The sequence below is a fragment of the Pseudomonas sp. P4_C1 genome (assembly GCF_056402155.1).
Map to the genome: position 1 here is coordinate 25,963 of NZ_JBFUHY010000030.1, position 21,688 is coordinate 47,650.

General features: G+C 60.9%; 23 protein-coding genes and 1 pseudogene. 7 read left to right on the forward strand and 17 right to left on the reverse strand.

Annotated elements, in window-relative coordinates:
• Nucleotides 1–49: 49 nt before the first annotated feature.
• Complete coding sequence (locus tag AC1DU9_RS17520; RefSeq protein ID WP_477810549.1) at nt 50–1,360, reverse strand: ATP-binding protein; 1,311 nt, start codon at nt 1,358–1,360, stop codon at nt 50–52.
• Nucleotides 1,357–2,097, reverse strand: coding sequence for a response regulator (locus AC1DU9_RS17525; protein ID WP_223463034.1), 741 nt, complete (start codon nt 2,095–2,097; stop codon nt 1,357–1,359). Before AC1DU9_RS17525 ends, AC1DU9_RS17520 begins: the two co-directional genes overlap by 4 nt.
• A 306-nt stretch (nt 2,098–2,403) precedes the next feature.
• Between AC1DU9_RS17525 and AC1DU9_RS17530 the strand changes: the two genes are divergently transcribed.
• From AC1DU9_RS17530 to AC1DU9_RS17540, 3 genes are all read left to right on the forward strand, one after another.
• A complete protein-coding gene (locus tag AC1DU9_RS17530) occupies nt 2,404–2,667 on the forward strand; it encodes a DUF2790 domain-containing protein (RefSeq protein ID WP_223463033.1) in 264 nt (87 codons plus the stop codon).
• A 48-nt stretch (nt 2,668–2,715) separates the two neighbouring features.
• Nucleotides 2,716–2,970 carry a hypothetical protein gene (locus AC1DU9_RS17535; protein WP_223463032.1) on the forward strand — a complete coding sequence of 85 codons (255 nt, stop codon included), beginning with the start codon at nt 2,716–2,718 and terminating at the stop codon, nt 2,968–2,970.
• A gap of 147 nt (nt 2,971–3,117) precedes the next feature.
• Nucleotides 3,118–4,335 (forward strand): cytochrome c biogenesis protein DipZ, encoded by a 1,218-nt coding sequence (locus AC1DU9_RS17540; protein ID WP_223463031.1) that lies wholly within the window; start codon nt 3,118–3,120, stop codon nt 4,333–4,335.
• A gap of 9 nt (nt 4,336–4,344) precedes the next feature.
• On the opposite strand, the gene AC1DU9_RS17545 is transcribed toward AC1DU9_RS17540, so the two are convergent.
• Nucleotides 4,345–5,337: an AraC family transcriptional regulator gene (locus tag AC1DU9_RS17545; RefSeq protein WP_477810550.1), complete on the reverse strand. Its 993-nt coding sequence runs from the start codon at nt 5,335–5,337 to the stop codon at nt 4,345–4,347.
• 178 nt (nt 5,338–5,515) lie between these two features.
• Between AC1DU9_RS17545 and AC1DU9_RS17550 the strand changes: the two genes are divergently transcribed.
• Together AC1DU9_RS17550 and AC1DU9_RS17555 are read left to right on the forward strand one after the other, a co-directional pair.
• Nucleotides 5,516–5,785 carry a DUF4242 domain-containing protein gene (locus tag AC1DU9_RS17550; RefSeq protein ID WP_223463028.1) on the forward strand — a complete coding sequence of 90 codons (270 nt, stop codon included), beginning with the start codon at nt 5,516–5,518 and terminating at the stop codon, nt 5,783–5,785.
• 80 nt (nt 5,786–5,865) lie between these two features.
• A pseudogene (locus AC1DU9_RS17555) lies at nt 5,866–5,999 on the forward strand (SAM-dependent methyltransferase); the annotation flags it as partial.
• 70 nt (nt 6,000–6,069) lie between these two features.
• On the opposite strand, the gene AC1DU9_RS17560 reads toward AC1DU9_RS17555, so the two are convergent.
• From AC1DU9_RS17560 to potE, 9 genes are all read right to left on the reverse strand, one after another.
• Nucleotides 6,070–6,456: a DUF488 domain-containing protein gene (locus tag AC1DU9_RS17560; protein ID WP_477810551.1), complete on the reverse strand. Its 387-nt coding sequence runs from the start codon at nt 6,454–6,456 to the stop codon at nt 6,070–6,072.
• 2 nt (nt 6,457–6,458) lie between these two features.
• Nucleotides 6,459–7,181, reverse strand: coding sequence for a phosphatidylcholine synthase (pcsA, locus tag AC1DU9_RS17565; protein WP_223463026.1), 723 nt, complete (start codon nt 7,179–7,181; stop codon nt 6,459–6,461).
• Between the two features lie 479 nt (nt 7,182–7,660).
• Nucleotides 7,661–8,335, reverse strand: a complete 675-nt coding sequence (locus AC1DU9_RS17570) for a DUF3313 domain-containing protein (protein WP_223463025.1) — start codon at nt 8,333–8,335, stop codon at nt 7,661–7,663.
• Between the two features lie 50 nt (nt 8,336–8,385).
• Nucleotides 8,386–9,654: an OmpP1/FadL family transporter gene (locus tag AC1DU9_RS17575; protein WP_477810552.1), complete on the reverse strand. Its 1,269-nt coding sequence runs from the start codon at nt 9,652–9,654 to the stop codon at nt 8,386–8,388.
• Nucleotides 9,655–9,722: 68 nt separating this feature from the next.
• A complete protein-coding gene (locus tag AC1DU9_RS17580) occupies nt 9,723–11,336 on the reverse strand; it encodes an arylsulfatase (RefSeq protein WP_477810553.1) in 1,614 nt (537 codons plus the stop codon).
• A 199-nt stretch (nt 11,337–11,535) separates the two neighbouring features.
• The gene (locus AC1DU9_RS17585) at nt 11,536–12,075 is read right to left on the reverse strand and encodes an HD domain-containing protein (RefSeq protein WP_223463022.1); all 540 of its coding nucleotides are present in this window, start codon (nt 12,073–12,075) and stop codon (nt 11,536–11,538) included.
• Complete coding sequence (locus AC1DU9_RS17590) at nt 12,075–12,476, reverse strand: hypothetical protein (protein WP_223463021.1); 402 nt, start codon at nt 12,474–12,476, stop codon at nt 12,075–12,077. The genes AC1DU9_RS17585 and AC1DU9_RS17590 overlap by 1 nt, the downstream gene beginning before the upstream one ends.
• Nucleotides 12,477–12,655: 179 nt before the next feature.
• Nucleotides 12,656–14,941, reverse strand: a complete 2,286-nt coding sequence (locus tag AC1DU9_RS17595; RefSeq protein WP_223463020.1) for an Orn/Lys/Arg family decarboxylase — start codon at nt 14,939–14,941, stop codon at nt 12,656–12,658.
• Nucleotides 14,938–16,347: a putrescine-ornithine antiporter gene (gene potE, locus AC1DU9_RS17600; protein ID WP_477810554.1), complete on the reverse strand. Its 1,410-nt coding sequence runs from the start codon at nt 16,345–16,347 to the stop codon at nt 14,938–14,940. The genes AC1DU9_RS17595 and potE overlap by 4 nt, the downstream gene beginning before the upstream one ends.
• 183 nt (nt 16,348–16,530) lie before the next feature.
• Between potE and AC1DU9_RS17605 the strand changes: the two genes are divergently transcribed.
• The gene (locus AC1DU9_RS17605; protein WP_223463018.1) at nt 16,531–16,860 is read left to right on the forward strand and encodes a hypothetical protein; all 330 of its coding nucleotides are present in this window, start codon (nt 16,531–16,533) and stop codon (nt 16,858–16,860) included.
• Between the two features lie 124 nt (nt 16,861–16,984).
• Nucleotides 16,985–17,401: an organic hydroperoxide resistance protein gene (locus AC1DU9_RS17610; RefSeq protein WP_007991821.1), complete on the forward strand. Its 417-nt coding sequence runs from the start codon at nt 16,985–16,987 to the stop codon at nt 17,399–17,401.
• Nucleotides 17,402–17,644: 243 nt separating this feature from the next.
• Here AC1DU9_RS17610 and AC1DU9_RS17615 read toward each other — a convergent pair whose 3' ends face one another.
• The 5 genes from AC1DU9_RS17615 to AC1DU9_RS17635 all read right to left on the reverse strand — a co-directional run bounded on the left by AC1DU9_RS17615 (nt 17,645) and on the right by AC1DU9_RS17635 (nt 21,671).
• Nucleotides 17,645–18,154, reverse strand: a complete 510-nt coding sequence (locus AC1DU9_RS17615; RefSeq protein ID WP_477810555.1) for a copper chaperone PCu(A)C — start codon at nt 18,152–18,154, stop codon at nt 17,645–17,647.
• A gap of 1 nt (nt 18,155) precedes the next feature.
• The gene (locus tag AC1DU9_RS17620) at nt 18,156–18,761 is read right to left on the reverse strand and encodes an SCO family protein (protein ID WP_223463015.1); all 606 of its coding nucleotides are present in this window, start codon (nt 18,759–18,761) and stop codon (nt 18,156–18,158) included.
• A 223-nt stretch (nt 18,762–18,984) separates the two neighbouring features.
• Entirely contained in the window at nt 18,985–19,869 is an 885-nt protein-coding gene (locus tag AC1DU9_RS17625) for a ChaN family lipoprotein (RefSeq protein ID WP_477810556.1), read from the reverse strand.
• A gap of 51 nt (nt 19,870–19,920) precedes the next feature.
• The gene (locus AC1DU9_RS17630) at nt 19,921–20,688 is read right to left on the reverse strand and encodes a heme ABC transporter ATP-binding protein (protein ID WP_477810557.1); all 768 of its coding nucleotides are present in this window, start codon (nt 20,686–20,688) and stop codon (nt 19,921–19,923) included.
• On the reverse strand, nt 20,688–21,671 hold the full coding sequence (locus AC1DU9_RS17635; RefSeq protein ID WP_477810564.1) for a FecCD family ABC transporter permease: 984 nt from the start codon (nt 21,669–21,671) through the stop codon (nt 20,688–20,690). The genes AC1DU9_RS17630 and AC1DU9_RS17635 overlap by 1 nt, the downstream gene beginning before the upstream one ends.
• Nucleotides 21,672–21,688: the final 17 nt, after the last annotated feature.

Sequence of the window (21,688 nt, forward strand, 5' to 3'; positions counted from 1 at the left end):
CATTCTTTTACGGCGGGTCCGGTATTCCTCACCCCTGAACCGAAGCTTGCTACACCGGCAATCTCAACTCCGCACACAACCCGCCACCCTCACGATTGCTCAAGGTCAACGACCCTCCAATCGCGACCGCCAATTGCTGGGCGATCGCCAGTCCCAGCCCGGTGCCGCCGGTGCTGCGGTTGCGGGAATTTTCCACGCGATAGAACGGTTCCATCACTTGCTTGAGTTCTTCTTCAGCGATGCCCGGGCCGCGGTCGAGGATCTTGATCGACAGGTTGCCATCGGCCTGTTTTTCCACTTGCAACTCGGCAGCACCGGCAAACTTCAATGCGTTGTCCGTCAGGTTGACCAGCACCCGGCGCAAGGCGTGGGGGCGGGTGTCGATGACGGTGGCGCTTTTGCCTTCGAGCTGCACGTCCTTGCCCATGTCCTGGTAGTCGAACACCAGGCTGTCGAGGAACGAGTCGAGGTCGATGCGGCGGCTTTCTTCGGTGGCGCCGTGGATGCTGCGGGCGTAGGCGACGCCTTCGCGGACCAGGTGTTCCATCTCGCGCAGGTCGTTCAACAGTTTGTCTTTTTCGCTGGAGTCGTCCATGAACTCGGCGCGTAGTTTCATGCGGGTGATCGGGGTTTGCAGGTCGTGGGAAATCGCCGCGAGCAACTGCATGCGTTCCTTCAGGTACGCCGCGATGCGTGCCTGCATCGAGTTGAAGGCCTTGGCGGCGTGGGCGACTTCGGTCGGGCCCTTTTCGTCCAGGAGTACGGGATGGGCATTGGGGTCCAGGGTTTCGACGGCACCGGCCAGGCGGGTGAGGGGGCGGATGGCGATCCTGACCGCCAGCCAGGAACAGGCAAGCATCAGCGCCAGTTGCCCGAGCAGCACGATGGGCAGCCAGGGCGACAACGGGACCATCGCCGGGCGGACGTCGATGGTCAGCGGGCTGCCATCGGCGAGTTTCAGGTGCACTTGAAAGTGTTTGCTCGGGCCGGGGATGTCGGTAAAGGTCATCGGGTAGTCATGGCCGATGGCGTCCTTGATCGAGGCGATGGCAATGGGCGCATCGGGCATGTCGGTGCGTATGGGCGTGCCCGGCGAACCCTCATTGAGCATGTAACTGTAATTGCGCCGTTCCAGTTGTTTGAGCCAAGCGGCTCGCTCATCGGCGGGCAAGCGGTCGAGAATGGCAACGGAGGTGGATACGTCGGTTTCCAGGTTGCCGAGCATGGTGTTTTTCGAGGACTCGTAGCGCTCGTAATACTGCGCGCCAAAGGACAACGCCTGGGCGAGGATCAGGCCGATCAGGAAAATCAGCGACAGCCGCGAGGCCAGGGACCGCGGCCAATGCAGCGCCTGCGTCATGATTGATCGCCCAGGATTTCCACCGGCAGGGAAAACACATAGCCTTCGCTGCGCACGGTCTTGATGTAGGCCGGTTCGCGGGCGTCGTCGAGCAGGCGCTGGCGCAGGCGACTGACCAGCAGATCGATGGAGCGGTCGAACAGGTCGGCGTCGCGGCCTTGGGTCAGGTTCAGCAACTGATCACGGTTGAGCACTCGTTGCGGATGGTCGAGAAACACCCGCAGCAATCGATATTCGGCACCGCTCAGGGCGACCATGGTGCCGTCTTCGTCGAGCAGGTGACGGGCCGAGGTGTCCAGGCGCCATCGCCCAAAGGCCAGCAGGCGGCCGGCTTCGGTCACCACCAGGTTCGGCGGCAGCATGCGGGTGCGCCGCAGCACCGCGTTGATCCGCGCCAGCAGTTCACGGGCGGCGAATGGCTTGACCAGGTAGTCGTCGGCGCCCATTTCCAGGCCGAGGATGCGATCGGTTTCATCGTTGCGGGCGGTGAGCATCAGCACCGGCGTGGCCTTGTGTTTGCCGGCGCGCAATTCGCGGCAGAGCAACAGGCCATCGTCCCCCGGCATCATGATGTCGAGCACGATCAGGTCCACCGGGGTGGTTTCCAGAAAGGCGCGCATCTGCCGTCCATCCGCCACGACCGTGGTGCGCAGGCCGTTCTTCTTCAGGTAGTTGCCTACCAGCTCGCGGATTTCGCGGTCATCGTCAACGATGAGGATGTGATCAACGTGATCCATTGGGCCAAACCTCTGATAAATGGGGAATGCCACACAGTCTATCGAGCCTGGGCGGGCTCGCCTGCCGCCCTTTGTATTGCAGTGTATCTGGCTTGCCTGAGGATACACACGAAGGCAAAAAAGCCGATTTTCAGCGGTTTTGTATGGCTCTGTATCTGCGCCCGGTTCTGATACGCAGCGATTGATTCACGCCGRTTCCCGACACAGACGAGATACCTCGCAAGCTTTTAATAGGTTCCATCGAGGCAAACCAGACCGCCTCGGATCAACCAACGATCGACCTGTTGAAACCCTGAGGAACTCGCCATGAACACCAAGGCCATCTACGCCGCCTGCCTGTTTGCCGCCCTGAACATCTGCACCCTGTCGGCCCGTGCCGAAGCCGATGTCGCTCCGAAAACCTACACCTACGGCACCCAACTTGACATCAGGAAAGTGGTGTCGCTGACCGAAGACGCTACGCCTTCCTGCGGGGTGGTAAATGCGCGGCTGACCTACCTCGACGCTCAGTCGAAATCCCAGGTGCTGGATTACCGAAAATTCGCCGACAACTGCAACTCGCAAAACTGAGTGTTGCGACCAACGATCGCCCAAACCATTTGAAACAGGAAGGACATCATGAACAACGTTTCCCGCTTTTTGACCGCCATCGCCTTTTCCGTCGCCGGCGCGGCAGCCCATGCCAACGCCGCTGTCGAGCAAAGCACCTGCGCCAGCAACACCTGCTTCCAACTCACGCCGGTGGCAGAGAAGGGCACCCATGGCTTCCTTGCGCAGGACGGCTCCAGCCGTACGCCGCAAGGGCAGATGCTCGCCGAGAACGGTGCCAGCCGCACGCCTCAGGGGCAGTTGCTGGATGAGCAGACGGCTTGAGAACACCCCCCAATCCACTGTGGGAGCGAGCTTGCTCGCGATGGCGATGGTTCAGTCAACGATGTGTCGCCTGACCGGACGCTATCGCGAGCAGGCTCGCTCCTACAGTGGTGATGTGTCGCCCTCTAACCTGAATTAGGTGATCCCATGTTACTCATCGCTTTCCTGGGCGGCATATTGACCGTCCTCAGCCCGTGCATCCTGCCGGTCGTGCCATTCCTGTTTGCCGGGGCCGACCGCACACGCTCCTCGATCCTGCTTACCCTCGGCGGCATGGTCCTGACCTTTGCCCTGGTCTCCAGCCTGGCCGTGGTCAGCAGTGAGTGGGTGATTCAGGCCAGCAACACCGGCCGCCACGTAGCGCTGGTGGTGATGGTGCTGTTCGCCCTGTCGCTGATTTCCGCGCGGGTCGGCGACTGGCTGGCCCGTCCCTTCGTGTTGCTGGGTAATCGCATCGACCCGAACTCGCGCAAAATGTCCGGTCCGCTGGCTTCGATCATGATCGGTGTCGCTACCGGGCTGCTCTGGGCACCGTGCGCCGGGCCGATCCTCGGGGTGATTCTGACCAGCGCCATGCTGCAGGGCGCGAACGCCGGCACCAGTCTGTTGTTGGTGGCCTATGGTGCCGGCAGTGCGCTGTCCCTGGGCACCCTGATCTTTGCCGGTCGCGGCCTGGTCAATCGCTTGAAACCGTCGATTCCGGTTACGGGCTGGTTGCGCCGAGGCGCCGGGGTTGCGGTGCTGGCCGGAGCAGCGGTGATTGCAACAGGGGCCAACGACCTGTTGCTGGCCAACACTTCATCGGAAGGTGTCAGCGGCGTAGAGAAAGGTGTGCTGGAAACCGTGCCGAAAGTCGTCGATTACCTGGTCAGCAAGGTCAAGGCCGACAGCACCATGGACAACGCCCAAGGCGTCATGCCGTCGCTGTCCGGTGCGGTGGACTGGCTCAACTCGCCCGCACTGACCAACGAAGCCCTGAAAGGCAAAGTGGTGCTGGTGGACTTCTGGACCTTCGACTGCATCAACTGCAGGCACACCCTGCCGTACGTGAAGGACTGGGCGAAGAAATACGAAAAGGACGGACTGGTGGTGATCGGCGTGCACACACCCGAATACGGCTTTGAACGCATCATCGACAACGTCAGGGCCAAGGTGAAGGAATACGGCATCACCTACCCGGTGGCGATCGACAACAACTACGCGATCTGGCGCAACTTCGACAACCAGTACTGGCCGGCGCACTACCTGATCGATGCCAAGGGGCAGGTGCGTTACACCCACTTCGGTGAAGGCAGCTACGACACGCAGGAGAAGATGATTCAGCAGTTGCTGGAGGAGGCCAAGGCCGGCGCGCCAGCAGCGTAATCCGCTCGATCAGTGGCTCACAGGTCTTGCCTCGTGGGCCATGTTTTTTCTCTCCTGACCGCGCCGCCACGCCGCCGGTGGCGCACCGTACTCGCGACGAAAGGCGCGGCTGAAGGCGGTATCGGTCTGGTATCCCACTTCTTCGGCGATGCGCGTCAATGAGCTGTTGCTGCTGCGTAACAAGTTGGCGGCGAGCAACATCCGCCATTGCGTCAGGTACTGCATTGGCGACACCCCTACCAGTTGCTGGAAGCGTTCGGCCAACACCGATCTTGAGGTGCTGGCGGTGCGCGCCAGTTCGTCCAGGGTCCAGGCGTGGCAGGGTTTTTTGTGCAAGGCGTTGAGGGCGGCGCCGACGATGCGGTCGCGCACGCCGGCCAGCCAGCCGGTGCGACCTTCACCCTGTTCGTTCATGTACAGGCGCAGCACTTCGATGAACAGCACTTCGGCCAGTTTGGCCAATACCCCTTCGCCGCCGGGGCGAGGCGAGCGGGCTTCGGCGAGGGCATAGCGCACCGAGGATTCCAGCCAGATACCGGCATTCGAACCGCGCACATTGACTTGCACCACGGCCGGCAAGCCTTTGAGCAACATGCCCGCCAGGCGTGTGTCGCAGGCCAGGTAACCGCACACCAACCGGGTGACCGCGCCACCCCCGCCATAGCTCAATTGGCGAGGGCGGCGCGCCAGCACCGCATCCAGTCGCGCACCCGTGGCCGGGGGCAATCCGGGATGTGAGCACATGCGATGGGCATCGCCCTGGGGGAAGATCACCACGTCGCCCGCACTCAGCAGCAGCGGCGGGTCATCGCCCAACTCCACGTAGCACTCGCCCTCGGTGATCAGGTGAAAGATCACCACCCGTTCCGCATCGGGCTCCAGAAACGGCGCGGCGGTGTCGGCGCTGGGCGACTGGTAGCACCAGGGCGCGGTGAACCGGGCGTTGATAAAGATCGCGCCGACCAGGTGCACGACGCGCAGGGTCTGTGACAGAGCGTCCATTGGGGTTTCCCCGTGGGAGGTTCCTGATTGTGAACGCGCCTGCGCGCAACGTGGAATCTCCGGACGATCGGGCAGGGTTGGGCGACGATCGGACAGGACGCCAACGCCGGTGAGGGCGATAGTTTGCCCACAGGGTGAGTGCCGCCCTGCCATCCAGAACAAGAAAAGAGAGGTTGCCATGCCGAAGTTCGTCATTGAACGCGAGATCCAGGGCGCCGGAGCATTATCGGAAAGGGATTTGAAAGCCGCTTCGCAAAAGTCCTGCCGGGCGTTGCGTGAGTTGCCAGAGGTGCAGTGGCTGCAGAGTTATGTCACCGGTGACAAGCTCTATTGCGTGTACATCTCGCCGAGCGAGGAGCAGATCAGGGAGCACGCCCGGGTGAGCGGGTTTCCCGCCAATCGCATTTCCCAGGTCATGAACATTATCGACCCGACAACGGCGGAGTAACCGCGGCCGGACCCGATTCGTGTTTCACCCCAGAGACCGTTTCCATGAGTACACCTATTGATCTGACTGCCTGCAAATCGTCGGCGCTGCCACCGGACGGCGCCGTGGCTCTGGAAACGGACCTGACCGAGTTGATCAACCGGATGAACCGGGCAGGCGACAAGTCGCTGGTGGTGCGAGTGAATACCTGGAAGTGGTGATCACGCGGCGGTGAGCGAAAGCAATGCAAAACCCTGTGGGAGCAAGCTCGCTCCCACAGGGTGGACTGTGGTGGTCAATGGTATCTAAATCACTACGGCACCACGCGCCTCCAGCAACTCGCGCAACACCGACCGATGACAATGCACTTCATCCTCGCAATAACAGCCCACGGCCAGGGACGTCCGGTGGGACAACGCGGCCAGCAGGTCGAGCATCTGACTGGCAGCAGGCTGGCTCATCTCGGCCTTGAACTTGCGCCGGAACACCTCCCAGGCCCTGGCATCTTGCGCAGCCTTGGCCTCGGCCACCAGCTCCGCGCTGGGTGACAGCAATGGCTGCCAGACATCATAAAAATCCCGACGGGCGAATTCGGCTTTCGGTACGCCACGGGGAGGGCGGCGTACCGTGCCCAGGCGCAAACCTTCGTCGGGGCGGCGGGGTGATCCGAGTTGAACGATATGGACCGCCATGGCTACTTGTGCCTCGATTCATCGAACCACTCCAGCGCCGTGCGCCACAGGCAGATGCCCAGGAAGTACGCCGACATCAGCAACCACAGCCCCATCACCAACGGGTTGATCAACGGATGGTTGAGCACCAGCGACAAACTGCACAGCAACCAGATGGCCGTCACCGCAATGTTGATCGGCATGAAGCGGCGCACGCGAAACGGGTGCAGGAATTTCATCCGGCTCACGGTCAGCAGGGCCAGGCCAATGACTGTAACGAAGGTGATCCACGGTGACGGGGCGATGATGTACAGGCACAGGGCAACCACGTTCCAGGCGGCGGGGAAGCCCTGGAAGTAGTTGTCCTTGCTCTTCATGTTGACGTTGCAGAAACAGAACAGCGACGACACCAGAATCAGCGACACGGTCAACAACAAGGTGTAGTCCGGCAACGGGATGTAGCGATAGATGAACAGCGCCGGGATAAACACATAGGTCAGGTAATCGATCACCAGGTCGAGAATCGAGCCATCGAAGCTCGGCAGCACTGACTGCACGTTGACCTTGCGTGCCAGCGCACCGTCCAGCCCGTCGACGATCAGGGCGACACCCAGCCACAGCAGGCAATGGGTCGGTTGGTTATCCAGCAGGGACAGGGTGGCCAGGAAAGCGGTGACCACGCCAGTGGCCGTAAAACCATGGGCACCCCATGCTTTGAGTCTGGCGATGTACAGGGTTGAAATCACGGGGGCGTTCTCCAGTGAATGAAGCAAGCCAGTTGTCACCTCGCGTACGGGGGCGGTGGCAAACCGGGTCGGGTTGCAGGTATCGACCGGGTATCCGGGAATAAGGTTCACCACCCATGAATCTTAGCTAAACACACCGGACAAATCCGCGCTCGCGAAGGCGCGTCAGCCCAACGGTGCCGGCACATTCACCTGCGAGGTCTATCGTTGCCTGACTGGATAACCCCCCCTGCAAAAGAGAACCAGCGTCTGATCAGCACTGAAATCGGGCGTCACCCCGCAGCCTCCTGGGTCGTCCGGTGGCCCTGGTCCGCGCGCCGGATGGTATCGCTGACGAGCTGTTTTTCCACAAGAATGCCGAGCAACTGGCAATCACCGTCGCAAGGCGTCGGCGAGTCGGGAAGAGAAAGTGAAGGGTTCGGTCAGGGAGGGAAGCCCAGGTGGCGAGGGAACAAGCTCCCTTGCCACCTGGGCGGGTGTTACTTGAGGAACGCCTGGAAGTCGGTGCCCAGTTTGTCGATCGCTGCCTTGAAGTCCTTGGCGGTAATCTTCTGGCTTTCGTTTTCCAGGGCGGTGCCAAACACCTTGCGCACCACTTTGGCCACGGTCTGGTTGCTCTTGGCGTCAACGAACTCGGCTTCGATGAACAGGGTGGTGTCCTGGTCGCGGTGACCGGTGGCGGCCTGAGTTGCCCCGACAACGGCCGCAACGGGTACCACTTCATACCACTTCATGCCTTCGTTTTCGGCGTTCACCCCGGTAATCGCCGCCCGCATGATCAGGGGCCGGGAACCCGCCGGGGCGGATGAGGAAGTGGGTACTACACGGTACTTCTGACCCAGCGAGGCCTTGGCCTTGCTGGTCATGTAGTTCTGAATGTCGGTCAGCGTCTGCTGGTTGACCCGCTCATTGGGTTTGGGGGCCGGGTAAAGCTCCAGTTTGTTGAACACCACAGTGTCATAAGCATTCGGGTTCCACGAAGGGCTGACCCAGCGCATCGCGGTTCCGCCGCTCTGCGTTTGGACTTCCTGCAGGTTGTTGTAGTTGGACAGGAAGCCAGAGTATTGCTCCTTCTCCGTCACTTTCGAGGTGCAACCGCCTAGCAACAGACTGGCCAGCGCGGCGCCGACAAGCAGGTTTCGGGACAGATTCATAGTGGTGTTTACTCCTTGGGTGAAATCGTCGTTCTTTCGTTTACAAAACATCAGAATCGCCAGGTCATATTCCCGGTCAAGGCTTGAATCCAGGCATTGTCGAATTCACCGGAAACTCGATTGCCCGATACGGATTTGGCCTGGTCCACCGGCATGTCGCCGATCCAGACCATGGCCCAGCTGACGTTGACATCGGTGTCCTTGTTCAGGGCATAGGTGGCTCCTGTGGCAATGCGCCAGGATTCGCTCATCGGCACGACCACGCTACGGTTGCTGTCCGAGACGGCACTGCTGTCGTAGGCCACGCCGAAGTTCCACAACCACTGCTCGGTGGCCTGGTATTGCGCGCCAAGGGAAAGGTGCCAGGTGTCCTTGAAGCCGGCGTCGACCGTTGTCGATTGCGCACCAAAGGCCGTGGTGTCGACCTCTACGGCGATGTCGCCGAACTCGGACCAGTCCTGCCAGTTGGCCGAGGCCAGCAGCGCCCATTGCCGGTCCAGTTGCTGGAACAGGCTCAGGGTGACGGTTTGCGGCACCTTCATGTCGAGTTCGGTGTTGGTGTTGTTGACGCGCTCGAGCAGACGTCCGTCGCCCTTCACATCGAGCCGGTCCTCGAAGTCCAGGTCGACCTGGCTGGTGTAGGTCAGGCCGATGCGCGTGCCGGGTTGCGGGGCGTAGATCACGCCGACGTTGGCGCCATAGCCCCAGGTGTTGTCCCTGTACTTGAATTGGCCGTCAGAGCGGTCAGTGAAGCCGAAAGGGGAGCGGTCGATGGCGGTGTCTGCCTTCAACATGCCGTACATGGCCTTGATGCCCAGGCCGACCGACCACTGCTCGTTGAAGCGATAAGCCACGCTCGGTACCAGCGACAGGCCGAGCAGGCTGGAGTTCTGTGCGAAGTAGCGGCCGGACCAATCGTTGTCGTAGTTGACCGCCAGCCCGAAGTCACCGTACTGGCCGAAACCGACGCTCCAGTGCTCGTCCAGTTCATGGCTGATGAAGAAGCTGCCACCGGGAATCGGATCGAGGGCATTGCCACTGCCGCTGCCCGGGGTGTTGGTGCCGGAGTCGCGGTCGAAGCTCAGGTCGCCATACAGAACCTGCAAGCCGGCGGTGATTTGCGTGCCCGGCAGGTAGCTCATGCCCGCGGGGTTGCTGGCGATGGTCGAGGGGCCTTGTGCACGGGCGGCGGCACCGGCGTTGGCCAGGCCGGCGTTATCAGTGCCGATTTCATAGAGCATGATGCCGCCGGCCCAGGCTTGTTGGCAGCACAGGGCAAGTAGCGCAGAGGCGGGCAGGGTAGCGGTTTTTGTCGGCATTGAAATCCCTCAGCAATTGTCCTTTTCGAATACGGGTGGACTGCACCAGCCACCCGTGGATTCGGCTGTTACTTGGCCATCTCTGCCCTGGCCGCGGCGAYCTTGGCTTTAACAGAGTCGAGGTTGAAACTCGCGCCTTTTTGCATCGGCGGGAACTCGATCGCTGTTTCTGCCAGTTTGGCCACCTGCTGCTGGACGAACACGAAACGCCAGAATTGGAACTTGAACCAGTCGAAGTATTGTTGCGAACCCTGCGCGGCCTGATTTTCCGGCCAGCCCATGCGCTCGAACGGGTCGAGTCGAAGATTGGTCAGGATCGGCACGTCCACAGCAACTTTAGCCCCCAACCAGCCACCCGGTTGGTCAATGAAGCGATATTTGTAGTCGTCTATGCGCACTGCACCCAAGGCGCTCTCTCCAAAGTAGAAGACTTCATGCCGGTTCGACGGACCTTTTCCGGTGATCATTGGAGTTTGATCATAGCCGTCCAGGTGAACTTTGTAGGTGGTGTCGCCCAATTTTTTGCCCTTGAGCAGCTCCGCCGCGATGTTCGGGTTACCCGCCGCCGCGACCAGAGTCGGGAACCAGTCCATGCCGGACATGATGCCGTTGGCGATCTGGTTGGCCGGCACCTTGCCCGGCCAGCGAATGATCGCCGGCGCCCGGAAGCCACCTTCCATGACCGTGCCTTTACCCATGGCGAACGGCGTCGTGCCGCCATCGGGCCAGGTGAAGTTTTCCGCACCGTTGTCGGTGGTGAAAATCACGATGGTGTTGTCGTCCATGCCGTCTTTTTTCAGCTTCGCCAGGACGTCGCCAACGATGTCATCGAGCTGCGCCATGCCGGCTTCCTGTTCTGACCAGCCATTCTGCGAGTTGCGCATGGCTTCGTACTTGTCGGACAGGTGCGTGACGATGTGCATGCGGGTCGGGTTGAGCCAGACGAAGAACGGTTTGTCGTCCTGCTTGGCCTTGTCGATGAAAGAGAAGGCCTTGTCGCGAATCTCCTCGTCGACGGTTTTCATCCGCTCCGGATAGAGCGTGCCGGCGTCCTCGATTTTCTGCTTGCCCACCTTGCCCCAGCGCGGCATCACGGTCGTGTCATCGGTAGTGGAGGCCCAGCTGTGGACCATGTTGCGTGGGCCAACCGAGTCCAGCAGTTCCTTCGGATAATTGGGGTGCGCCGGGTCTTCCATGGCGTCGAGGTGATAGAGGTAGCCGAAGAATTCATCGAAACCGTGGACGGTGGGCAGGAACTGGTTGAGGTCGCCCAAGTGGTTCTTGCCGAACTGGCCGGTGGCATAACCCATGGCCTTGAGGGTGGTCGCGATGGTGACGGCTTCGGCGGGAATGCCCACGGGCGAGCCGGCCTGGCCGACGGTGGTCATTCCCGTACGAATCGGCAGTTCGCCGGTGATGAAGTTGGCGCGCCCGGCGGTGCAACTGGCCTCGGCGTAATAGTCGGTGAAACGCATGCCTTCGTTCGCCAGCTGATCAAGGTTGGGGGTTCTGCCGGCCATCATGCCCTGGTTGTAGACGCCGATATTCGACCAGCCGACATCGTCGCCCATGATCACCAGAATGTTGGGGGACTTGTCAGCGGCCAGGGTCTGGCCGGGAAGCGCCATGGCAGACAACAACAGGGGGATAGCGAAAATCGAGGATGAGGTTGTCCGATTCATGTGGAGCTCCTGCGTACAAGCGTGAGTACATCGAGACGAGCCCCCAACCGTCGTTGAAATTCGTATCCCCCGCGGAGAGCGTAGGTTTGAATTACGAAATATCCAGTAATGGATGGTCAGAAAGTTAGTGTTTCAGGCGCTTTTCAGCGAAATGGCTTTGCGCTAAAGGCACCGTCAGAGAGAGGGACGGACACGGGTGTCACCAGCGAAACATGGGCAACGGCCGCAGCGGCGAGCGGAGTAATTGTCGTGCGCAAAGCTTCATTAGCATCGAGTGAAAGCCATGATCGGGAAAGGTCGCCTGCACGGTTTTGATGAAGCTTCGGGGCAAGCCGAAACGCACCAGTCCCAGGGACACATCCACCAGATCGGCCTGGCGGAAGGGTTCGACACTGTCGGCGTAAGCGCCGCGATACCGGCGCAGCTTGTGATGCTCAAGTATCAACGCGCTGACTTCATCCTTCAGTTCCGGTCGTTGCTGGCTGTCGAGGTACTCGATGGCCAGAGCAATGGACGGGGGCAGGTAGTCGAGGGTGTCATCGGTCCAGATACCCAGGTCATGAAACGCCGCCGCGATTTGTACGGCATCCGGGGGCAGGCCATCGGCAGCGCTGAGAGCACCATGGAAATTCAGCACCCGGTAAATGTGGTTGCGGTAGCCCTGCAGGTCGGCACCGATGGCCAGGGCGTACGTGGTGAGAATCTTGTCGGTGAGGGGGAATTCGAGAAGAGGTTTCATCAGGCGTCACGCAACAGGTCGTTGGCATTGAGCAGTTCGTAGGCAATCTCCGGGCGCTTTTCCATGGCTCGGCGAATGGCGGCGGGTATGTTGGCGCGGGTCTTGCGGCACAGCCCCGGCAGTTCGCCAATCTGGATGCCGATGCCGCGCATGGTGCGCACTTCATTGAAGCCGGGGGCGATGTCCACGCGGATACCCAACTGTTCGAACATGCGCCGTTTCACGTGCTCAAGATCGCTCAGGCTCTGCAGGTTTTCCAGGCGTTCGATCAGGCGTTTTTCTTCGTTGCGGGTCAGAAACAGAATGCGCAGGTCCGCCCCCGGAGTTTCCAGCAGCGGGTCACGCCCGCAGTCGCAGGCGCCGGGCGGGCAGGGTGAGCGGATCGCAGCGGTGGTGGTCATGGGGATCAATCATAGAGCGCTGTGATCGAGTTTGCCCATAGGGATTTGATGGGTATGCGAAGCAATGTAGGAGCGAGCCTGCTCGCGATGGCGGAGTGTCAGGCCACAGAGATGTTGGCTGCAAAAACGCTATCGCGAGCAGGCTCGCTCCCACAGGTGTTGCGGTGAATCGGTTGGACCTATTTCAGTACCAGCATCCGATAAACCCCGTCTTCGACTTCGATCCCGTGGGTGTCATGGGTGAAGCCGGGGAAGGATTTGTCGAAGGCTTCCAGTGCCTTGAGATACGCCAGCAACGGACCGTCCGCAGGCCCTGCGTTCTCACCCGGCATGAGCAGCGGGATGCCTGGTGGGTACGGCACGATACCGGTCGCGGCAAGGCGCCCGGCAGCTTCGTCGAGGGTCACCAGTTCGATGTCGTTGCGCACCAGTTTTTCGTAGGCCTCCACCGGGCTGAACTCGGCTTTTGGCAGGGTGCCGAAGGCCTGGGACATGTTGGCGGTGGTCTTGTGTTTCTTCATGGCGGCGAAGATTTCGTCGGCCAGATCCTTCAGGCCCATGCCGGCATAGCGATGCTGGTTGGCGTTGTACAGATCGGGCAGGCACAGCTCGAGCTCGGCGTTGTCGTCGTAGTCACGCTTGAAGTCGAGCAGGGCGTTGAGCAGCGTGCCCCACTTGCCTTTGGTGATGCCGATGGAGAACAGGAACAGGATGGTGAAATCGGTGGTTTTCTCGACCACGATACCCTGACGACCCAGGTACGCCGTGACTACGCAGGCGGGGATGCCGTTGGCGAGCAGGTTGCCGTCGTCGCCCATGCCCGGGGCAAGTACCGAAACCTTGATCGGGTCGAGCATGCAGTAGCCGTCTTCGATGTCGCCGAAGCCGTGCCATACCGCGTTCGGGTGCAGGACCCAGCAGTTCGGGTCGGTTTTAAGCGTAGCCGGGTCGACTTCATGGAACGGCACGGTCGCTGCGCCCACCTGTACGGTCGGCGGCTGCCAGCAGGTGAAGAACCAGTCGTCCTTGCTCAGCATCTCGTTGTGCATGCGCGAGAGAACCTGGCGGAAGCTGATCGCTTCTTCGATTGATTCGGTGGTGAGGATCTGCCCGCTCGGTGCTTCCATCATTGCCGAGCTGACGTCACAGGACGCCATGATCGCGTAGTTCGGTGAGGTCGAGGCGTGCATCATGTACGACTCGTTGAAGCGCGCATGTTCGATCGGGTTACGGCCGTCGCGCACATGGATCATCGAGGCCTGGGACAGGGCGGCCAGCAACTTGTGGGTCGACTGGGTGGCGAACACGGTCGGCTTGGACTTGTCGTGATCGGCCGGGTTGCCGTGCATGGCATGGCGTCCGCTGTACAGCGGGTTGAAGCGCGCATAACCGTACCAGGCTTCGTCGAAGTGCAGACGGTCGACACTTTCGCCCAGCAGCTCTTCGACGCGGGTGACGTTGTAGGTCAGGCCGTCGTAGGTGGAGTTGGTGACAATCGCGTGCACCGGCGTCGGGTCGATGCCTGGCTTGACCAGCGGGTTGTTGGCGATGGCGGTTTTCACGCCTTCGGCGCTCAGGGTCTGYGGCAGGATCGGGCCGATGATGCCGTAGCGGTTGCGGGTCGGCACCAAATAGGTCGGAATCGCCCCGGACAGGGTCATCGCATGCTCGGCGGACTTGTGGCAATTGCGGTCGCACAGGGCGATCTGGTTGCGCGTGACGCTGGCCATGAGGATGACACGGTTGGACATAGACGAGCCGTTGGTCACGTAATACGTGCGGTGCGCGCCAAAGACCTTGGCGGCATAACGTTCGCCCTGGCCGATCGGGCCGCTGTGATCGAGCAGCGACCCCAGTTCGCCGACCGAGATCGACAGGTCGGAACGCAGCAGGTTCTCGCCGAAGAACTCGTAGAAGGCCCGACCTGCGGTGCTTTTGAGGAAGGCTGTACCACCGGCATGCCCTGGGGTGTGCCACGAGTATTCATAGTTGCGGGCAAACTTCACCAGCGCACCGAACATCGGCGGCAGGGCGGCCTGGCGATAGCGTTCGATGGCCGCCAGGATACGCCCGCTGAGGAAACGGGAGGTGTCCTCGGGCAGCCAGATGAAATCGTCGGCGTGTTGCATGACCAATAACGGAATGGTCGACGCGGTGGTACGGTCGCTGATCAGGAACACCGGCACCCGGGTGTTGCGCTCGCGCAGCTTGACCAACAATTTGGTGCAGTCGGCGTGGCCTTCACTGGTGTCCATTTCCCATCGGATGAGCACGCATTGAATGGCCGGGTCCGAACGCAGGATCGATGCAGCATCGGTGAGGCTTTCCGAGGCCAGAACACTGACACCACGTCCCTCTACGTCGTGGACCAGTTGGTCCAGGGCGCGGCCGAATACCGTTCGCTTGTCCGGCGGACTGCTGACCAGTAGCGCCAGCATGCCCAGCGAGTGTTTATATTCCGTCATGCTTGAACCTCCATAGTGGCTTCATTCAGATTGTTCACCGGCACTGGCTCGGCAGTGAGGTGCTGCGCGCTGACGGTTTGCGTCGGCACACTGTTGTTGAGTGCTTCGAGGCGGATCAGACGGTTGTTGACGAAGCCGAACAGGGTGTAACCGAAGATGGTGGCAACGCCTCCCAGCATCAGCGCCTGCTGACCGGAGCTGTACAGCGCCAGGTAGCTGTAGGCCGCCGCGATCAGGGCAATGATGTTGGTCGCCAGCGCCTTGCCTTCCGGCACGTTGGAGACTTTCTGCATGGTCATCAGCGCGGCCATGGACAGGATGTACGGCACCAGGTTGGTCACCACCGCGAGGTTGACCAAGGTGTCGAACTGCTTGCTCAGGTCTGGACTGATAGTGAGCAGGGCCAGCGCGGTCTGTGCGGCGAGCAGTACCAGCATGCCGACAATCGGCGTTCCCGCCTTGTTGGCCTTGGCGAAGATCGACAGGAAGTAACCGGTGTCCGCCGAGCTTTTGTACACCTGGGCAATGGTGAACTGCCAACCCAGTAGCGAACCGATGCAGGCGAGTACCATGGCTGCCATCACGATGTCCCCGACCATCGGGGTGAACATCTTGGCGAACACCAGGCCGAACGGTGCGGTGGACGCGACCAGTTCTTCGTTGCCGACGATACCGAAGATGACGTTGGTGGAGACGATGTAGATCACCGCCGCGCCCAGGGTGCCGCCCAGCACGGCAATCGGTACGTTGCGCTCAGGGTTTTCCACCGCGTCGGTGTTGGCGCAAGCCGATTCCAGACCGAGGAAGGCCCACAGGGTGATCGCCACCGAGGCGCCGGCCGCTTCGAACCAGCCCTTGTCGTGGGGGTTCCAGCCAGCGGCGTAAACGCTGCTGTCGAACCAGAACCAGCCCACCGTGGAGACCAGCACCACCGGAGCAATCACACCCCAGACCGTGATCGCACCGATCCGGCCGGTAATGCTCGCGCCGCCAAAGTTGGCGAAAGTGGTGATCCATAACAAGGCAATGGTCGCCAGACCTACTTGCAGGGAATCCAGTTTTATCCCGAACAACACCTGGATATAACCAACCGCAGTAATACTGATCGCCACGTTGGCAATCAACAGCGAGAGACCGTAGGTGTAGTTGGTGATGTAGTTACCCGCTTTACCGAAGGTGTATTCGGCATAACCGCCCATGCCGCCGGTCTTGCGGCTGAGCATCCCGCATCGCGCAAACGCGTAGGCCAGAGCGAGGGAGCCGGTGGCCGTCACCAGCCAGGAGAGGATCGAAATTGCACCGACTTCCGCGAGTTTCGTCGGTAGCAGCACAATGCCTGAGCCCAACATGTTGACGGCGGTCAACATTGTCAGTTGTCCCACACTCATTTTCTTTGCGACTGACATTCCGTTGCCTCACTTAAGTTGGCGATTGAGAGTCTTAGCTATAGCAAAGGATTGAAAACTCGCAAGAAATGACATCGCCCATCTCGTTTTCGCTTTAATTTGCAAAAAAGGCACGATGCTGGCCCCCAAGTTTAAAAATCCTCAGCAAAATTAGTTCATTTTCAGCCAGTTAAATAGGTCAAGATGCGCAAGATATGGATCGCGTTAATCCCGCTGATAGTTGCGGGTGTAGCCAATTCGGCTCAAGCCAAAGAACTGGCCAGCAATGATAAATACATGTGCAGTTGGGGTGCGGGCACCGCTGCAAGGGCACAGGAACTCAAGCTCTCGGGCGTTTCGCTGTATGCCGCGCGCCAGAAAATCCAGGTCTACAAGTTCGCCAAAACCTGGATGCGCATGATGGCACTTGGCATTACAGAGCAAACTTATGACAGTCCGTCGCGATTCAAACCGACTGCTGTACGGCAGAGCTTTTATGAGGACTGCGTCAGGTACAAGTTGGCACGTAAATAAAGAAGAAACGGGCGCTGGTCGGATCGACCACGGTGTGGGCGTGTGACGTCTATATTGATTGACCATCCCTGCGTCCGGATGGGGTGTTAAAGCCGGATTCTTACAACTCAATCAGGAGGTCACCATGAACCAGATCGATAAAGTGTTGTACACCGCCAAAACCCACACCACCGGCGGGCGTGACGGCGCCTCCCGCAGCTCCGACGGAATCCTCGATGTGAAGCTGTCGTCCCCGGGTGCGGGCGGTGGCGGTACTAACCCCGAGCAACTGTTCTCTGCCGGATGGTCAGCCTGTTTTATCGGCGCCATGCAGGTTGCGGCCAGGGAAATGAAAGTGGCGTTGCCCAAGGATGTGGCCGTCGATGCCGAAGTCGACCTGGGCACCAATGAAGGCGGCTACCTGCTCCAGGCGCGGCTCAATGTCAGCCTGCCAGGGCTGGACCGTGAAACCGCACAAAAAATCGTCGACACCGGGCACCAGTACTGCCCGTACTCGAAAGCCACGCGCAACAACATCAACGTCGTGCTCAAGCTGGTTTGAGTTGACATGAAAAGGTCTTGGCGAATGACATGGGTTGTCGCCAAGACCTGAATTGCTCGTCGCCACAAATATTGTGGCCGRCCGMGGGACTCRYATTCACTGAAGATCAAACTGTGGGAGCGAGCTTGCTCGCGATAGCGGTGGGTCAAGCAATATCTCTGTTGGATGTGCCGGCCCCTTCGTCGGATCGCCGCCCGGAGCAAGCTCGCTCCCACAGGTTCTGTGTTTTAACTGACGGAGCAATCAATTCATCTTGCTGTGATCATGCATCATCGAGCCGTGATCCATGGTGCCAATCGCCTTGGCAACGGCTTCAACCTGAATCGACTCTTTCTCGCCCTTGGCGTCTTCCACGGTCAGGGTCAGCGGCACTTTGTCGCCTTCCTTGATCTGGGCCGTCAGGTTCATGAGCATGATGTGGTAACCGTGCGGGTCGAAGCTCACCGCTTTACCGGCGGGCAGCGCGACGGCGCCCACCTGCTGCATTTTCATCACGTCGTCTTTCATGCTCATTTCATGGATCTGCACCAGCCCGGCAATCGGCGTTTGCACGCTCAGCAGTTTGCTGTCGCTGCTCGCGGTGACGGTCATGAAGGCACCGCTCGACGGTTGGCCGGCCACGGTGGCGCGGACCCAGGCGTCATTGACCTCGGTTTGTGCCGATGCCTGAAAGGCCAGGCCAACCAGGGACAATCCCAGCGCCAGTTGCCTGCAACGTTGTGCGAAACGGTTTTTAGCCTGCGGGGCATTCATTTCAGCAAATCTCCATCACGGTGAGCAGGTCTTCTGCGCACTCTTGGGCCGTCAGGGATGTGGACAGTCCCAGGCGCAGAGTGCCCCGGGAGTCGAAGACATAGCTGGTCGCGGTATGGGAGAGGGTATAGGTATCGCCGCTCGGGACCTTTTCAAAGAACACGCCGAATTCCTTGGCGGTGGCGGCGGTTTCTTCCAGGGTGCCGTACAGCGCCTCGAAACTCGGGTCGAAGGCTTTTACGTATTTATCGATCATCTCTGGCGTGTCGCGCTCAGGGTCCAGGGTGATGAAGACCACCTGCAGCCTTTCGCCATCGCGCCCCATCAGTTTCTTGGCCTGTGCCGCGCGGGCCAGCGTAGTGGGGCACACAGCCGGGCACTGGGTGAAACCGAAGAACACCATTGGCATCAAGCCGCGATAGCTGCCCAGCATCCGGGTTTCGCCCTGAGCGTTCTTGAGCTTGAAGTTGCGCCCCATGATCTTGTCGCTGAGGTCTTTGCCGTACTTGAACGACAGCTTGCTGCTGTCGTCGCAACCGGCGAGCAGGCCCAGGCTCAACAGGCCCATGCCTTGCAGGACCGTTCGGCGGGTATACACAGTACTCATTGAAAAAGCATCCTGTTGAACAGGCTGAAATGACAGCGTGATGACTGTACAGACGAAAAAATCGTGGGGATGTTAACAAACTGTGCCGGTGCCGGAGGGGCGGATACGACCATTGGACCGACGAAGAGGCGTGACATAATGTCGCGCCGGAGTGGGGGATGACTTAGAAAATCCAGGCAGATTGAAACCTGTGGCGAGGGAGGTAAGCTCCCTCGCCACAGGTTCACCGACGCAGCTGCGCGCAATGATCCTTTTCCGGTTGCGCGGCGGTGTACCACACAAAATCCGCACTTTCGGCGGTCACGGTCTTGCCCGCTTCAGCCAGGATCAGCACCGCATTCCCTTCACCGGCCCCCAGGTCCTTCAGGTGCAGCGGCACCCCCAGATCCTTGCGTACGTGGAAGGCACCGGCCAGCAGCAACGCAGGCGTCGGTGCAGTCATCAGGCGCTCTGCCATGTGCCGGTCACGCTGCTGCTGCACGGCGAGCATCGCCGGCATCTGTGCTTCGGGCAGCAGGCCACAATGGGATTCGCGGATGTCTTCGAGCAAGGTCGCCTGTACCTGTTGGGTGGTGGAGGCTGCCCCCGTGAGTACCGGGCGCTGTTTGTAGATCTGCATGATCTGCGCGCGGTCCAGGTTCGCCGCCAGCAGTGGATACGGTTGCCTTAGCGCGTAGGTGACCAGTGCGCCATAGACGCTCCAGTCCCAATTGGCCTGCCAGGCCAGCGCCTTGAACGCATCGGCCGGTGGCTGGCCCGCGCGGGTCGCGGCTTGCGCGGCATCGACCCTGGTCTGTTGATCGGGATTGAGCATCTCCATCAACAAACTACCTTGCGGACGTTGCGCCGCCAGTTCGCGCAGCAGCCACAATTGCAGGGCGTGGTGGTCAGGGTTGTCGTGCTGTTCGCCGACCAATACCCGAGGCACACGGGCCAGGCGTTCGACCAGTTCTTGCGGCGTCAGCGTACGGCCCGTGGCGAGTTCACGGATGACCCCGAGGTCGGCGTGATCACGCCCTTGCGGAGCGATCGGCGCCGGCAGTGGTGTGGCCTGATGGGTTTGGCAGGCAGCCAACAGGCTGAATGCACAGAGCAACAGAAAGCGCATCGGTTTTCCTTATTGGACAGGTGCCCCCTCGATGACGGAGGAGGGGTGGTATCAGCGCGCGATGATCAAAGGGTGACCGCGTTCCGGATGCTGGTGAATCAGCACTTCCAGCCCATACACCGCTGCCAGCGCCTCGGCGGTCAGCACCTCTGCCGGTGGACCATAGGCGTGGGGCAGACCCTGTTGCAACAACAGTAGTTGATCGCAGTAACGTGCGGCCAGGTTGAGGTCGTGCAGGATCACCAGCACGGCAGCGCCGCGCTCGGCGAAGTCGCGCACGGCTTGCAAAATGGTGTGCTGATGCAGCGGATCGAGCATCGACGTCGGCTCATCGAGCAGCAGGGTCTGCCCTTCGGCACCCGGCCAGAGCTGAGCGAGCACCCGCGCCAGATGCACGCGCTGGCGTTCACCGCCGGACAGGGCCAGGTAGCTGCGTCCGGCAAGATGAAGGGCGTCGACGGCTTTGAGCGCCTCGGCGACGATTTCGTCATCGCGCACGCGGCCGCTGGCGTGAGGCAAGCGACCCATGCCGACGACTTGATTGACCGAGAACGCAAAGTTCAGGCTCGAACTCTGCGGCAGCACGGCCAGGCGTTTGGCCCGTTCCTGACCCGGCCAGTCGGCGAGCGGACGCTCGTCGAGGCTGACCCTGCCTTCACTGGACGCCAGCTCACCACACAAGGCAGCGAGCAGGGTGCTTTTGCCGGCGCCATTCGGTCCCAGCACACCCAGTACTTCACCAGGGCGCAACTCGATATCGATGTTTGCCAGTACCGTGCGGTTGCCACGACGTACCAGCAAGTTGTTTGCCTGCAGCATCAGGAACGCCCTCGCACCAACAGATATAGAAAGAACGGAGCGCCGATCAGTGCGGTCACGATGCCGATGGGCAATTCGGCTGGCGCCAACAGCAGGCGCGCCGCCAGATCAGCCAGCAACAGCAGGCTGGCACCGGCCAGCAACGAGGCGGGCAGCAACACCCGGTGATCCGGGCCGACCAGCAGGCGCATCAGGTGCGGCACCACCAGACCGATAAAACCGATCAGGCCGGCCGCCGCTACAGCGGCACCGACGCCAAGGGCGGTGCACAACACCAGCTCCAGCTTGATCCGCTCGATGTCGAAGCCAAGGTGACGGGCCTCCGACTCACCCAGCAACATGGCATTGAGTGCTGCCGYGCGACGTGGCAACCACAATGCCACGCCCACGGTGACGATCAGCAACGGCCACAAGCGCGGGTAGCTGGCGCCATTGAGGCTGCCCAGGTTCCAGAAGGTCAGGGTACGCAAGGTCGCATCATCAGCCAGGTAGGTGAACAGACCAACCCCGGCACCGGCCATGGCCGTCATTGCCACACCCGCCAGGAGCATGGTGGCAACGTCGGTTTGCCCGTTGCGGCGACCAAAGCGATACACCACCGCCGTGACGATCAAGCCACCGGCGAAGGCGCTGACCGACAGCAGATAAGGTTCGATGGCCGCTGGCATGCCACCGAGCAGACTGCCGCCGACGATGGCGAGGGCGGCACCGAGTGCCGCGCCACCGGAAACACCGACCAGACCCGGGTCCGCCAAGGGGTTGCGGAACAACCCCTGCATCGCCACGCCGGACAGCGCCAGTACTGAACCGACGGCGATGCCGAGCAGACTGCGCGGCAAACGAATCTGACCGAGGATCAACTCCGCCTGCTGCGTGTCGCCACCGTCAAGCGGCAACCCCAGCAGGCGCATCCCGGCCAGCAAGGTATCGCCCAGGGGCAGGCTGACCGGCCCGAGGGCCAGGGACAACCAGAACACCAGCACCAGCAACAGCAGCAAAA